The sequence below is a fragment of the Neorhizobium descurainiae genome (assembly GCF_051400715.1).
Lineage (GTDB): Bacteria > Pseudomonadota > Alphaproteobacteria > Rhizobiales > Rhizobiaceae > Neorhizobium.
In genome coordinates this window covers 129,113-143,327 of the sequence record NZ_JBLFFK010000010.1, presented here as the reverse complement: position 1 = coordinate 143,327, position 14,215 = coordinate 129,113, and the positions used below count along the sequence as shown (strand labels likewise).

Sequence of the window (14,215 nt, the reverse complement as noted above, 5' to 3'; positions counted from 1 at the left end):
CCGGCGTCAGTAAAAATTTAACGAATATTTTCTTAACCTTCTGCCCGCGCACCGACGCTATTTCCCGGCAGGGCGCGAACCGGTCGGGAAGCTCGTGCGTTTCTTTCCATCCCTTACGCGATCGGTTAGATGGCGTGATGATATTCGGGCCCGCGGAGAAGTCGCGGATGCAGGTGACGGGGACGACATTGCAGCACAGACACAAGAAAACTTCGATCGCACTGGCGCTCGTGTCGGGAATTTCCGTCTTCACCGGGGCGGTCGCTCCCGCCCATGCGATAACCCTGATGGACCTTCTGCGCGGCGGCCCCGGCGCCGACAGGGCGCGGCAGGCGGACGATGGCCTGCCGGGCGTCGATACGGGCCGCAGGGGCATGCCGAGCGAGCGGGCGCTCGCCGATCCCGAGCCGCTGCCGAAGGTCTCGGGGCCGCGCTATTACACATACAAGCCGGATGCCGAGCGCCTCGTGAAGACGGCCGGTTTTGCCGCTGCAGCCGCAACCGATGGCTCGCGGTTCCTCTCCGAAGCCAAGGTTTCCGCGCCGACGGAGATCGCTGCAGCTCTCGAAGCCTTCTACGGCAAGACCGCCGAACCGCTCTGGATTTCCGACGGCGATGTGAACGAAAAGGCGAGGGGCGTCCTGGCGCTCTTCGAGCGCGCCGGCGAATACGGTCTCGACCCGGCCGATTATCTGCTGCCCGTACCGTCGCTGACGACGGCAAGCGTCGTCGCTCCGGTCGACACTGCCGCCCCCACCGATCCTGCCGCGCAGGTTGATCTCGCCGCGCCGACCGTCTCGGCCTCTCCTGCGGATGCCCATGACCGGGAGCTGATGCAGTTCGAACTGGCGCTGTCGGAAAAGGTGCTGATGTTCGCCGAGGATATGTTGCGCGGCCGCATCGATCCGAACCGGGTTTCCGGCTACCACGATTTCAAGCGCAAGGACGTGAAGCTCTCTCTGGTCCTGCCCTTCGCGAAAAGCGGATCGGATGCAGCCGCCTATCTGGAGGGCCTCGCACCTCAGAGCGCGCATTTCCAGGCGCTGAAGGCCGAGCTTGCCAGGTTGCGTGCCGAGGCGGCGAGCGACGGCCCGGGCATCTCCCTGCCGCGCGATCTTCTGCTGAAGCCGGGCAGGAGCAGCCCGGACATGGCCAACGTGATTGCGGCGATCGAGCGCTCCGGCTCGGAGGAGCTGAAGAGCAGGCACGCGGCGACGCTTGCCGCTTATCAGCAGACGCCGGACTACACGCCGGAGCTTGTCGAGGTGGTGAAATCCTTCCAGGCCGAGGCCGGCCTGAAGCCTGACGGCGTCATCGGTGCGGCCACCGTCCGCAAGATGGTCGGCCATACGTCGCAGGACAGGATCGCAAAGCTGGTCGTCGCCATGGAACAGGCGCGCTGGCTGCCCGGCGACCTCGGAAGCCGTTACGTCTTCATCAATCAGCCGGCCTTCATGGTCTATTATCACGATCACGGCGCCGAGCAGTTCTCCATGCGGGTGGTCGTCGGCTCCAAGTCGAACCAGACCTATTTCTTCCAGGATGAGATCCAGACCGTGGAGTTCAATCCCTATTGGGGCGTGCCGCAGTCGATCATCATCAACGAGATGCTGCCGCATCTGCGCCGGGACCCGAGCTATCTCGACCGGCTGGGCTACGAGGTCTCGGTCAACGGCCGCGCCGTTTCGTCGAGCAGCGTCAACTGGTACGGTTCGACGCAGAGTATCGCGGTGCGCCAGCCGCCGTCGAGCGACAACGCGCTCGGCGACCTGAAGATCCTCTTCCCGAACAGCCATGCGATCTACATGCACGACACGCCCTCGAAGAGCTTCTTCCAGCGCGACATGCGGGCGCTGAGCCATGGGTGCGTCCGGCTTGCCGATCCGCGCAAGATGGCGGCTGCCGTGCTCGGCACGACCGTCGAGGACGTCAATGCGCGCATCGCCGCGGGCAAGAATGTCGCCGCCAAGGTGACTGCGAAGATCCCGGTTTATGTCGCCTATTTCACCGCCTGGCCGAACAAGGACGGCAAGGTGGAATATTTCGACGACGTCTATGGCCGCGACGACGCCATGATGAAGGCCTTCGCTGCGACCACCAAGGTGCGCGCCGCCCATAGCTGAGTTCGGATTTTAGATTGAGGCAAAAGGCGGCCGCGGGTCGCCTTTTTATTTGGCCGCCGCTATGAACCTGGCTTCTCGGGACATCAGCTTTTCCACCAGATCCGCCGTCAGCTCGTCATAGCCGCTGATGACGTGCCCGGGATCGAGCGTTTCGACCGCGACGTCGGAATAGCCGAAACTGACGGCGATCGAAGGAATTCCGGCATTGTGGGCGGCGAGGATATCGTTGACGCTGTCGCCGACCATGACGCTTGCGGCGGGATTGCCGCCGGCCCGTTCGATCGTGCCGAGTATGTGACGCGCATCGGGCTTGCGGGCCGCAAAGGTGTCGCCGCAGGTCATCGCCGCGAAGCGATCCGAAAGGCCGAGCTTTTCGATCAGGGGGAAGGCGAGACGTTCGGCCTTGTTGGTGCAGATGGCAAGCCGCATGCCCGCAGTCGACAGCCGGTCGAGGCATTCGACGGCACCGGCATAGGGACGGCTCTTGCCCGGCATATGCGCCTCGTAATGTTCCATGAAGCGGTTGAACAGGCGCTCGGCCGTCGCCTCGTCGAGCGGCGTTTTCCGCAGTTCGAAAGCCCGGCGGATCATGACGCGCACGCCCTGGCCGACGAGATGGGTGAGGTCCTCGAACGTGACGGGCGCGAGATCGGCCACCGCGATCGTATGGTTGAGGCTGTCGATCAGGTCCGGTGCGGTGTCGATCAGCGTGCCGTCGAGATCGAAAATGACGAGGGGAGCGGTCAATGAAGCCTCACGAGGTCTGTCGGGATATCTCCCTGGATTAAGGAATGCTGCCGTGAAATGCAAATATGCAGGATTCGCGCCCTCAGCAAAACCCGGGCTCGAAACGGGCTCAAAACCCAATCGGGGGGACTTTCGTTTGCCGGAGGAGGCGTGTAAACAGCGGTTCGGCGAAACAGCGGGAGCTTTTGGCGGATGGACGCCCGGGAAATGAAGGTCAAGGCGGCCGAGGCTGCATTGGCATATGTCGAAGACGGCATGAGGCTCGGCATCGGCACCGGTTCGACGGCAGAGGAATTCGTAAGGCTCCTGGCCGAAAAGGTTCACGAGGGCTTGCGGGTCGAGGGCGTCCCGACGTCCGAACGCACCGCAAGGCTCTGCGTCGAGCTCGGCATTCCGCTGAAGTCGCTCGACGAGCTTCCCGAGCTCGATCTGACGATCGACGGCGCCGACGAGGTCGATGCCAACCTGACCCTCATCAAGGGCGGCGGCGGCGCGCTGCTCCGGGAGAAGATCGTCGCGGCCGCGTCGAGCCGCATGATCGTGATCGCCGACGAAAGCAAGCTTGTCTCGATGCTTGGAGCCTTCCCGCTGCCGATCGAGGTCAATCCCTTCGGCCAGACGGCGACGCGGATCGCGATCGAAAAAGTTGCGGCAAGGCTGGGGTTGAGCGGCGAGCTGAAACTGCGCAAATCCGGTGACGATATCTTCACGACGGACGGCGGCCACCACATTTTCGACGCATCTTTTGGCCGCATTCCTGATGCAGAGGCTCTCTCGCGGGAGCTGAATTCCATTCCCGGTGTCGTCGAACACGGGCTGTTCATCCACATGGCGTCCTTTGCGATCATTGCCGGCGAGGCTGGAGCGCGGACGCTCGAGGCGAAATAAACTAGGAGCAACAACTCATGATCAGATTCGCGGTTCTCGGCCGTGCCGCCGCCCTGGCGATCCTCTTCTCCGGCGCCTTCACGGTATCGGCTCGCGCTCAGGAAGTCTCGGACGCCCAGCTTACCGCCGCGCGGGAAGCGATTGCTGCGCTGAACGTCACCGATCGTTACGACAACATCCTGCCCAACCTGTCGGAGCGCCTGAAGGCGCAGTTCATCCAGGCTTCTCCGAACTTCCAGGAGCAGATCTCCAACGTGGTCGACGAGGAGGCGCTGGCGCTTGCGTCGCGTCGCGCCGATCTCGAGAAGGAGGCAGCGACCATCTACGCCAAGAGCTTCTCGGTCGAGGAGTTGAAGGCGATCTCCACGTTCTTCAACACCGAAACCGGCAAGAAGCTGCTCACCAATCAGCCGCTCGTCAGCCGCGAGCTGGTGAAGGCGGCCGAAATCTGGGCGAACGGCATTTCCCGCGACCTCACCAACCAGAGCACCGAAAAGCTGCGCGGTGTCATCGACGCGACACCGATCCAGGCCCCGGTGGTCGATACCGGTTCGGCAGAAGCTCCGGCTGCAGCCGCACCCGCACCTGCCAAGCCTGCTCCCACCCCGGCGCCGAAGCCCTGATCGCATAGCCGGTCCGGCGAATTTTGTGGAAGCCCGGAGCGATCCGGGCTTTTCCTTTTTTGCGTCGGAACATTATATGAGGGCGATCCCGCTGCCCGTCCGAAGGAGAATTCTGATGACCGCCTATGACTATGATCTCTTTGTGATTGGCGGCGGATCGGGCGGGGTGAGGGCGGGCCGCGTCGCCGCTTCGCTCGGCAACCGGGTGGCGATCGCCGAGGAATACCGCTTCGGCGGAACCTGCGTGATCCGCGGTTGCGTTCCGAAGAAGCTTTTCGTCTATGCCTCGCAATATGCCGAGCATTTCGAGGATGCCGTGGGGTATGGCTGGCAGGTGGGGGAAAGCACCTTCGACTGGAAGAAGCTGATCGCCGCCAAGGACAAGGAGATCGCCCGCCTCGAAGGCCTCTATCGCCGCGGGCTGGAGAACAACGGCGCGGAAATCCTCGAAACCCGCGCGGAACTGGTCGATGCCCATACGATCCGGCTCACGAAGACCGGCAAGACGGTGACGGCCGAGAAGATCGTCATCGCGACCGGCGGATCGCCCAATCCGCATGCGGCGCTGCCGGGCCACGAGCTCTGCATTTCCTCGAATGAGGCTTTCGACCTGCCGGAACTGCCGCGCTCGATCCTGATCGCCGGCGGCGGTTATATCGCGGTCGAATTCGCCAACATCTTTCATGGCCTCGGCGTCGATACGACGCTCATCTATCGCGGCAAGGAAATCCTCTCGCGTTTCGACCAGGACATGCGCCAAGGCCTGCACAAGGCGATGGTGGAAAAGGGCATCCGGATCGTCCTCACCGACGTGATCGAGGAGGTGACGAAGGCGCCGGCCGGCGGGCTTGTCGCCCGTACCCTTTGCGGAGAGACCATCGCCGTCGACACGATCATGCTGGCGCTCGGCCGCGACCCGAACACGAACGGGCTGGGCCTCGAGGCCGCGGGCGTCGAAGTGAACGAGCGCGGCGCGATCGTCGTCGATGAATATTCCCGCACCAGCGTGCCGCATATCTATGCGCTCGGCGACGTCACCGACCGGGTACAATTGACGCCGGTGGCGATCCATGAGGCCATGTGCTTCATCGAAACCGCCTTCAAGGACAATCCGACCGCCCCGGATCACGACCTCATCCCGACAGCCGTCTTCTCGCAGCCGGAGATCGGCACCGTGGGGCTTTCCGAGGAGGAGGCGGCCAAGCGCTATCCGGAGCTCGAAATCTACCGCGCCGAATTCCGGCCGATGAAGGCGACGCTGTCGGGCCGCGCGGAGAAGATGATCATGAAGCTCGTCGTCGATGCCGCAAGCCGCAAGGTGCTCGGCGCCCATGTTCTCGGCCACGACGCGGGCGAGATGGCCCAGCTTCTCGGCATTTCGCTGAAGGCCGGCGTCACCAAGGACGATTTCGACCGTACCATGGCCGTCCACCCGACGGCTGCGGAGGAATTGGTCACCATGTACAATCCGAGCTATCGCGTCAGGAACGGCGAGCGCGTCTGAGGCATCGCGACCCGGCTCGGGTGCGGGTGCAAAGCACCGGTTTCATTGTCCGACAATGCGGCTATGCAAGGCCCCTGTTAAGGTTTATAAGCCGCGTCTATTTTGAAGGCGGTTGCCCGGCAGGCGATCGTGGTGGCTAAAACAGGTGAGTGAGATGGCACAGAATTGGACCCCGAGCAGTTGGCGGAACAAACCGATCCAGCAGGTCCCGGACTATCCGGACCAGGCCGCGCTGGCAGCGACGGAAGCTCAGCTCGCGACCTTTCCGCCGCTCGTCTTTGCCGGTGAGGCCCGCCGCCTGAAGAAGCAGCTCGCCAACGTCGCGGAAGGCAACGCCTTCCTGCTGCAGGGCGGCGACTGCGCCGAGAGTTTCGCCGAACACGGCGCGGACAATATCCGCGACTTCTTCCGTTCGTTCCTGCAGATGGCGGTCGTGCTCACCTATGGCGCCCAGCTGCCGGTGGTCAAGGTCGGCCGTATCGCCGGCCAGTTCGCCAAGCCGCGCAGCAACTCCCACGAGACGCAGGACGGCAAGACGCTGCTCACCTATCGCGGCGACATCGTCAACGGCACGGATTTCACGGAGGAAGCGCGCACGCCGAACCCGGAACGGCAGTTGAATGCCTACCGCCAGTCTGCGGCGACGCTGAACCTGCTGCGCGCCTTCGCGATGGGCGGCTACGCCAACCTCGAAAACGTCCACAAGTGGATGCTCGGCTTCGTGAAGGATAGCCCGCAGGGCGAACGCTACCGCAAGCTCGCCGACCGCATCAGCGAGACGATGGACTTCATGCAGGCGATCGGCATCACCTCGGAAAACAATCCGAGCCTGCGCGAGACCGATTTCTTCACCAGCCACGAGGCGCTGCTGCTCGGTTACGAGGAGGCGCTGACCCGCGTCGATTCCACCTCCGGCGACTGGTATGCGACCTCCGGCCACATGATCTGGATCGGCGACCGTACCCGCCAGCTCGACCATGCGCATGTGGAATATTTCCGCGGCATCAAGAACCCGATCGGCCTGAAATGCGGCCCCTCGCTGCAGGCGGACAAGCTGATCGAGCTGATCGACGCCCTGAACCCGACCAACGAGGCCGGCCGCCTGACGCTGATCTGCCGTTTCGGCTACGACAAGGTCGCCGACTGCCTGCCGAAGCTCATCCGCGCCGTCGAGCGGGAAGGCAAGAAGGTCGTCTGGTCCTGCGATCCGATGCACGGCAACACGATCACGCTGAACAGCTACAAGACCCGTCCGTTCGAGCGGATTCTCTCGGAAGTCGAAAGCTTCTTCCAGATCCACCGCGCCGAAGGCACCCATCCGGGCGGCATCCATGTGGAGATGACCGGCAAGGACGTGACCGAATGCACCGGCGGCGCCCGCGCAGTCAGCGCCGAGGACCTGCACGACCGCTATCACACCCATTGCGATCCCCGTCTCAACGCCGACCAGGCGCTGGAACTCGCCTTCCTGCTCGCCGAGCGGATGAAGAGCGGCCGCGACGAGAAGCGGATGGTCGTCAACGGCTGAGCCGTTTGCGCGATCTTCGGCAGCTGCGAATGAAAGAAGGCCGGCGAGGGGGAGCGCCGGCCTTCTTCATTTTCTCGTTCAGGGCTGAATTTACTGGACGAGAACGGGATTGCGGCAAGTGAGGCCCGTCACCCGGACATCGGCTTCGCCGATGCGCACGCCGAGCGTCAGGAGCAGATTGTAGACCAGGGTATCGAGAGGCTTCGTCAGCGTCGCCAACGTATCGGCGAGCGCGGCCTGAATGAGCGTCGGCGTTCCGATCGCCAGCGGACCGAGCTTGATCTCCAGCTCCAACCGTTTCAGAAGCGAAGTGACGAGGCTCGTCAAAGTGTCTCTGGTCGAGACGCTCATGACCTTGCCGGAGGTGATATCGTTGGCCGAGAAGGTCAGCGTCTTCCTGGTGAGATTGCCGGCGTTGATGTCGGCCTTTCCGGCGATGCTGAGCAGGACTGTGGACAGGATGTTCGCCTTGGTGACGCGCGGCGTGGTGCCGAAGTTTTCGAACGCGGCCTGATTGACATTGCCGAGCCCGATCGCCGCGACGCCTGGGACGACCTCGACGTCGACGCTGCCATTGCCGTGAGTACCGCCATAGCAGCGGATATCGGCAAGCCGTGCTTCGGCATGCGCGACCTCAAGATAGAGCGGCACCTCCACTTTCAGTCCGGCGATGGCGGAGAGGCCGTCTACGACGACATTCAGAGCGAGCCGCGTCTGCGCGGTGCGGACGATGGTGCCGGGTCCTCCCACGGCGTTCGGCGGCGTGCCGACCGGAGGCTCGCCGATGGCGATTGTGAGCGTCACCTTGCTGAGGCCGGGAATACTGACATTGAGATCGACGCCGATCTGCTTGCCGCCATTGCCGGCCACCGCAGCCGCCGTAATGACATCCATCAGGGCTGCCTTCACGGCGAGCCCATCGCCCTGTCCGACCAGTCTTTCGGACAATGGTCCCAGTGCCAGGATTTCTTCCAGCCTGAGTTTGACCTGCGTGCGGTTGACCGTCTTTTCGAGCGTGTTGAGGATAGCGCGGACGGACGGCGTGAGACCGGTTGCCTTGCCGAGCGCCTGCAGAAACTGACCGTAGGTGATTTCGGTCTTGAGCACCTCGGAATAGGTGCCGGCAGTGAGCCCGAGGTCGATCGCCAGCCCGTCGAGAACGTGGAGGAGGTTGACGTCGGCGTCGATCAGCGCCTGATAGTCCATGACCTTCAGCGAGATGGTCGTGCCGAGGAGCTGGCCGAGCAGAGCGTTGATGATGCCTTCGTTGAGGCTGGCAAGCCGCGAGCCGACCGAGAAGGCGGCGAGCTTGTCGGCGGAAGCCGTGCCGGTGGCCGCAAGCAGGGGCGCTTCGGCGAAGCTGTTTGCGAAGAAGATCCGGCTCTTCTGGTGCATTGTGACGCGAACGGCGTCGTAAGGCGTTGCGCCGGCCTCGAAACGGGTTTCCACCGGGCGCGACGGATCGGCCACATAGCGGCCTTTCGTCAGCTCGGCATAGGCGTCGTAACTCTCGAAGAGGCGTTCCGGGTCGAAGGGAATTTTCCCCTGGGCCGTCAGCAGTCCGGTATCCGTCCGAACGGCAAAATTCTGGTTGTTGAGCGTGAAATAGTCGAGCGCCGCCTTTTCGGGGTCGCTCAACTGTCCGGTTGCGGCAATGGCGGCAAGATCGGCGGAACTCTGGATCTGGCGCTGCTGCAGGGTCAGGTAGCCGTAATCCACTCCGAGCGCCAAGGCGCCGATAACGAGCGGCAGCGTGAGGGCGGCCGATATGGCGATATTGCCCGATTTATCGCGACGAAGGGCGTGAACGAGCCTGCGCATGTCAAATGCCTCCGATCCGCATCGTCGAGAAGCGCCGGATGTGCGGATCCGGCATGGCGTAGCTGTAAAGGCTGAAGATCGGCAGTTCGCTCGCGTCGTAATCGATGGAGACGGTGAATTGATTGGGGTTCTGCGGATCGTCCCGCACCTGGAGGGTGAAATTCCTCATGTCCAGGAGAGCGTGGTTCATGGTGGACATGCTGAGATAGTTGCGCACGAGCTGTTCGCGTTCGGCCGAGTTCAGTCCGGCCACGGCGGTGCGGGCGGCGTCGGCGGCGATCTGCTGCACGGCATGGGCGGCACTCAGATAAATGCCGTAGCCGATCAGGCTGAAGAGCGTGAGGAAGAGGATGGGCGCCACGATGGCAAACTCCACCGCCGAGCCTCCCGATCGGCATTTCATCAGCGATAGGAGACGTTTCATGCTTATTCTCTCCCGCTAAATAAGTATTTTAGAATATAATAATCAGCAGGTGCTAACGGCCGATTAATGCGTCATCTTAAATTGCATTAGAAAATGGAAACATAATTTAAAGGTGCGAAACGTTCCCGAACGCACTCCGTGGCAGGAGAGCGAGGAGAGCAAGCCAGCGGAAGCAAGTTCTCCTCTCTTGAGGCGACACCGGGGAGTTCGCCCATCTCCACGGATCAAGGAGGGTCCGCAAAAAACTCCTGGAACAACGTTGCGGCCTCCCGCAGGGAACGCTAAATCCATCTGATGACCCAGGACATCAGCCAGACCCTTCGCATCGCCGTCGCCCAGCTCAACCCGACCGTCGGCGACGTCGCCGGCAATCTGGCCCTTGCGCGCGAGGCGCGCCGGGATGCCGCCCGGGAAGAGGCCGACCTCGTTCTCTTCACGGAGCTTTTCATCTCCGGCTATCCGCCTGAGGATCTCGTCCTGAAGCCGGCCTTTCTGACTGCCTGCCTTAGGGCAGTGGAGCAGCTTGCCGCCGATACCGCCGATGGCGGGCCGGGCGTCATCATCGGTTTTCCCCGCCAGGGCAAGGAGGGCCGGCACAATTCGGTTGCGGTTCTCGACGGCGGCAAGGTGATCGCCATCCGCGACAAGATCGATCTGCCGAACTACGGCGAGTTCGACGAGAAGCGCGTCTTCGCTGCGGGTGAGATGCCGGGACCGGTCAATTTCCGCGGCGTGCGCCTCGGTATTCCGATCTGCGAGGATATCTGGGGCGAGCTCGGCGTCTGCGAGACCCTGTCCGAAAGTGGGGCCGAAATCCTGCTTGTGCCGAACGGCTCGCCCTATTACCGCGGCAAGGTGGATATCCGGCATCAGGTGGTGCTGAAACAGGTCATCGAGACCGGACTGCCGATGATCTATGCCGCCCAGCTCGGCGGCCAGGACGAACTGGTTTTCGACGGCGCGAGCTTCGCTTTCAATGCCGACAAGACGCTTGCTTTCCAAATGAGCCAGTTCGAGCCGGCGATCACCGTCACGGAATGGAAGAAGGCCGGCGACACGTGGCGCTGCACGCGCGGGCCGATGGCGCGCATTCCGGAGAAAGAGGAGGCGGACTACCGCGCCTGCCTGCTCGGCTTCCGCGACTATGTCAACAAGAACGGTTTCAAATCGGTCGTGCTCGGCCTGTCCGGCGGTATCGACTCGGCGCTCTGCGCGGCGATCGCCGTCGACGCACTCGGCGAGGAGCGGGTGCGCACCGTCATGCTGCCCTACCGCTACACATCCGAGGATTCGCTGAAGGACGCGGCCGATTGCGCCAAAGCGCTCGGCTGCCGCTACGACATCGTGCCGATCGCCGAGCCGGTCGACGGCTTTTCGTCGGCGCTGTCGGAGCTTTTCGAAGGGACGGACGAGGGCATCACCGAAGAAAACCTGCAGAGCCGCGCCCGCGGTACCATTCTCATGGCGATCTCCAACAAATTCGGCTCGATGGTGGTGACCACCGGTAACAAATCGGAAATGTCGGTGGGCTACGCGACCCTCTACGGCGACATGAACGGCGGCTTCAACCCGATCAAGGACCTCTACAAGATGCAGGTCTATGCGCTCTCCGCCTGGCGCAACCGGCACCTGCCGCCGACCGCGCTCGGGCCGACGGGCGAGGTGATCCCGAAGAACATCCTTTCCAAGGCGCCCTCGGCGGAATTGAGGCCCAACCAGACGGACCAGGATTCGCTGCCGCCCTATCCGGTGCTCGACGACATCCTCGAATGCCTGGTCGAGATGGAGATGGGCACGGAGGAGATCGTCGCCCGCGGCCATGACATCGCGACCGTGCACCGGATCGAGCACCTGCTCTATCTCGCCGAATACAAGCGGCGGCAATCGGCGCCGGGCGTGAAGATCACCAAGAAGAATTTCGGCCGCGACCGGCGCTATCCGATTACCAACCGGTTCAGAGATCGGTAGGGCGAAGCCATGGCATTGCGCAGCTCGGTCGAGGTCTTCAACATCCGCACCCGACAGAACCGGGTGGTATGGCAGACGGAAGCCTTGTTCGAGGCACCGAACTGGTCGCCGGACGGACGCTACCTGATGCTGAACAGCGAGGGATTGATCTATCGCCTGTCTCCGGACGGTGACGGTGATCCCGAGCCGGTGGACACGGGCTTTGCCCGGCAGTGCAACAACGACCACGGCATCTCGCCGGAGGGTTCGCTGATCGCCGTGTCCGACAAGGTCGAGTTCGGCAAGTCGGCGATCTACGTGCTGCCGGCCGAAGGCGGTGCGCCGAAACTGGTGACGAAGAACCTGCCGTCTTACTGGCATGGCTGGTCGCCGGACGGGAAGGCATTCGCCTATTGCGGCATCCGCGACCAGGTCTTCGACATCTATACGATTGACATTGGGGGCGGCGAGGAGACGCGGCTCACCTTCGGCGAAGGCCGCAACGACGGGCCGGACTATTCGCCGGATGGAAAGTGGATCTATTTCAACTCCAGCCGCACCGGCCTGATGCAGATCTGGCGCGTGCCGGCTGCCGGAGGACCGGCCGAACGGATCACCAACAGCGATTATGGCGACTGGTTTCCGCATCCGTCACCGAAGGGTGACAAGATCGTCTTCGTCTCCTACGACGCCGATGTCTTCGACCATCCGCGCGACAAAAACGTGCGCGTCCGGCTGATGGACATGGATGGCGGCAATGTCGAGACGCTGTTCGACCTTTTCGGCGGGCAGGGCACGATGAACTCGCCCAACTGGGCGCCGAACGGCGGCGAATTCGCCTATGTGCGATACTTCCCCGTCGCATAAGCGGCTTGAACGGCTTCGGCCTTCCGGGCATAACGCCTTCGTCAGGTGCCCGCTTGTTGCGGGAGAATCGGGAATCCGGTGAGATGCCGGAACGTGCCCAACGCTGTGAGGCGGACGCCCGGCCGCGAGATTTAGGCCACTGGAGTTTTCCGGGAAGGCTGCGGCAGAAGCGGATGAAGCCAAGTCAGAAGACCGGCCTGACGGGATAGACCGATCCGCGCGGACGGCGGGCAGGTTTCGAAGCTCTCCCCGGCCCACAGGCATGGGGGCTGCATTGTTGGGGAAAACGATGCGACCTGACCTTTTTGAACCCGGCCTCGTACTTGCCGGCGAATTTTCCGGAACCGAGCGGGCGGCCGTCTACCGGGCGATCGAGACGCGCCGCGACGTGCGCGACCAGTTCCTGCCCGAGCCGCTGCCGGACGATCTGGTGATGCGGCTGCTTGCCGCCGCCCATGCGGCGCCGTCGGTCGGCTTCATGCAGCCCTGGAACTTCGTCCTGATCCGCGATCCGGCGGTGCGGGAAGCGGCCTTCGCCGCCTTTTCGCGCGCCAATGACGAGGCTGCGGAAATGTTCCCCGAAGAGCGGCGCGATCTCTATCGCAGCCTGAAGCTCGAAGGCATCCGGAAGGCGCCGCTCTCGATCTGCGTGACCTGCGATCCGGACAGGGCAGGGCCGGTAGTGCTCGGCCGCACCCACAATCCGCGCATGGATGTCTATTCGACCGTCTGCGCCGTGCAGAACCTCTGGCTCGCAGCACGCGCGGAAGGCATCGGCGTCGGCTGGGTGAGCATCTTCCGCGACGAGGACGTGCGCGCGCTGCTCGGCATTCCCGAACGCATCGAGATCGTCGCCTGGCTCTGTCTGGGTTACGTCGACCGGCTTTATGCCGAGCCGGAACTGGCGGTCAGAGGCTGGCGCCAGCGCCTGCCGCTCGAAGAGCTGATCTTCAGGGAGAAATGGGAGAATCGCTGATCATTGCTGCGGCTGCGGCCCGCTCGATTTCGGATGGGCGAGATCGATGTTTTCCTCGGGCAGGAATTGCGGGCCGACCGTGCGCACCTTCCTGTCCGGATCGTAGGGACGCTCCGGGCCCGGCAAGTTCGGCTGGATGGCCGCGGCCTGCGGCTGCTCGGGCGGCGTGGTGCGCAGATTGGTGATGCCGGAATAGGGCTCTTCCTTCGGCAGTTCGATACCCTGCACCTTCATCCGCTCCTTCTGGTCCTCCTCCACGTCGGACGGAATGCAGCTGTTCGAGCGGATCGCCGCCAGGATGGCGGTGCGTTCGTCGGAAGACTGCACCAATTGCCGCACATTGTTCCGTTCGTCGGTTATGGCGTCGCGGTTCGCTTCCGCCTGCTGGAGCTGATCGCGGATTTCCTGACAGACCTCGCTGTCCGCACCGCCGAGGGTGATGACGCTCCCGGTGCCACAGCCGGCACTGCGCATCTCGATCCGCAACTGCCGGATTACGCTGTTCTGGCGGCTGAGCTGTTGCGCATAACGCCGCATTTCGGCGGTGTTGCCGATCACCTGGCGGGTATTGTTGAGCTGCCGGTAAAGCGCCGCGCAGGCGGCGACGTCACGCGCGGAGGCCGCTGCGGGAACGAGCAGAAGCGGGGCGATCAAGAGGCCACGAAGGCGCATGGGCATTGTGTCCGGCATTCTCTCCAGTCGGCGGAGACCCGATCATGGAGCAGGCCGGTTGACAATATCATAAGGCGCGCCCCACGGCCTGGTTG

At 63.2% G+C, this 14,215-nt stretch carries 12 protein-coding genes and 1 riboswitch; of the genes, 8 read left to right on the top strand and 4 right to left on the bottom strand.

What is annotated here, in order from left to right:
- Positions 1-167: 167 nt before the first annotated feature.
- Entirely contained in the window at positions 168-2,123 is a 1,956-nt protein-coding gene (locus ACMGE0_RS18440; RefSeq protein WP_436817387.1) for a L,D-transpeptidase family protein, read from the top strand.
- Between the two features lie 45 nt (positions 2,124-2,168).
- Here the strand turns inward: ACMGE0_RS18440 and ACMGE0_RS18435 are convergent, their stop codons facing one another.
- Positions 2,169-2,870, bottom strand: a complete 702-nt coding sequence (locus tag ACMGE0_RS18435) for an HAD family hydrolase (RefSeq protein WP_436817327.1) — start codon at positions 2,868-2,870, stop codon at positions 2,169-2,171.
- Positions 2,871-3,062: 192 nt separating this feature from the next.
- On the opposite strand from ACMGE0_RS18435, the gene rpiA reads away from it, so the two are divergent.
- The 4 genes from rpiA to ACMGE0_RS18415 all read left to right on the top strand — a co-directional run bounded on the left by rpiA (position 3,063) and on the right by ACMGE0_RS18415 (position 7,413).
- Positions 3,063-3,758: a ribose-5-phosphate isomerase RpiA gene (gene rpiA / locus ACMGE0_RS18430; RefSeq protein WP_436817326.1), complete on the top strand. Its 696-nt coding sequence runs from the start codon at positions 3,063-3,065 to the stop codon at positions 3,756-3,758.
- A 17-nt stretch (positions 3,759-3,775) separates the two neighbouring features.
- Complete coding sequence (locus ACMGE0_RS18425) at positions 3,776-4,381, top strand: DUF2059 domain-containing protein (RefSeq protein WP_436817325.1); 606 nt, start codon at positions 3,776-3,778, stop codon at positions 4,379-4,381.
- A gap of 115 nt (positions 4,382-4,496) precedes the next feature.
- Positions 4,497-5,885, top strand: coding sequence for a glutathione-disulfide reductase (gor, locus tag ACMGE0_RS18420; RefSeq protein ID WP_436817324.1), 1,389 nt, complete (start codon positions 4,497-4,499; stop codon positions 5,883-5,885).
- A gap of 154 nt (positions 5,886-6,039) precedes the next feature.
- Entirely contained in the window at positions 6,040-7,413 is a 1,374-nt protein-coding gene (locus ACMGE0_RS18415) for a class II 3-deoxy-7-phosphoheptulonate synthase (protein WP_436817323.1), read from the top strand.
- Positions 7,414-7,503: 90 nt separating this feature from the next.
- On the opposite strand, the gene ACMGE0_RS18410 is transcribed toward ACMGE0_RS18415, so the two are convergent.
- Both ACMGE0_RS18410 and ACMGE0_RS18405 read right to left on the bottom strand, forming a co-directional pair.
- On the bottom strand, positions 7,504-9,234 hold the full coding sequence (locus ACMGE0_RS18410; protein WP_436817322.1) for a TadG family pilus assembly protein: 1,731 nt from the start codon (positions 9,232-9,234) through the stop codon (positions 7,504-7,506).
- Between the two features lies 1 nt (position 9,235).
- Positions 9,236-9,658, bottom strand: a complete 423-nt coding sequence (locus tag ACMGE0_RS18405; protein WP_436817321.1) for a TadE/TadG family type IV pilus assembly protein — start codon at positions 9,656-9,658, stop codon at positions 9,236-9,238.
- A gap of 294 nt (positions 9,659-9,952) precedes the next feature.
- Here ACMGE0_RS18405 and ACMGE0_RS18400 point away from each other — a divergent pair, with 294 nt between their 5' ends.
- From ACMGE0_RS18400 to bluB, 3 genes are all read left to right on the top strand, one after another.
- Complete coding sequence (locus tag ACMGE0_RS18400) at positions 9,953-11,626, top strand: NAD+ synthase (protein WP_436817320.1); 1,674 nt, start codon at positions 9,953-9,955, stop codon at positions 11,624-11,626.
- A gap of 15 nt (positions 11,627-11,641) precedes the next feature.
- Positions 11,642-12,472: a TolB family protein gene (locus ACMGE0_RS18395; protein WP_436817386.1), complete on the top strand. Its 831-nt coding sequence runs from the start codon at positions 11,642-11,644 to the stop codon at positions 12,470-12,472.
- Between the two features lie 26 nt (positions 12,473-12,498).
- A riboswitch (cobalamin riboswitch) is annotated at positions 12,499-12,687 on the top strand.
- Between the two features lie 74 nt (positions 12,688-12,761).
- Positions 12,762-13,448: a 5,6-dimethylbenzimidazole synthase gene (gene bluB, locus ACMGE0_RS18390; protein ID WP_436817319.1), complete on the top strand. Its 687-nt coding sequence runs from the start codon at positions 12,762-12,764 to the stop codon at positions 13,446-13,448.
- Here bluB and ACMGE0_RS18385 read toward each other — a convergent pair whose 3' ends face one another.
- Positions 13,449-14,120 carry a hypothetical protein gene (locus ACMGE0_RS18385; RefSeq protein WP_436817318.1) on the bottom strand — a complete coding sequence of 224 codons (672 nt, stop codon included), beginning with the start codon at positions 14,118-14,120 and terminating at the stop codon, positions 13,449-13,451. It lies immediately after the preceding gene.
- Between the last annotated feature and the right edge of the window lie 95 nt (positions 14,121-14,215).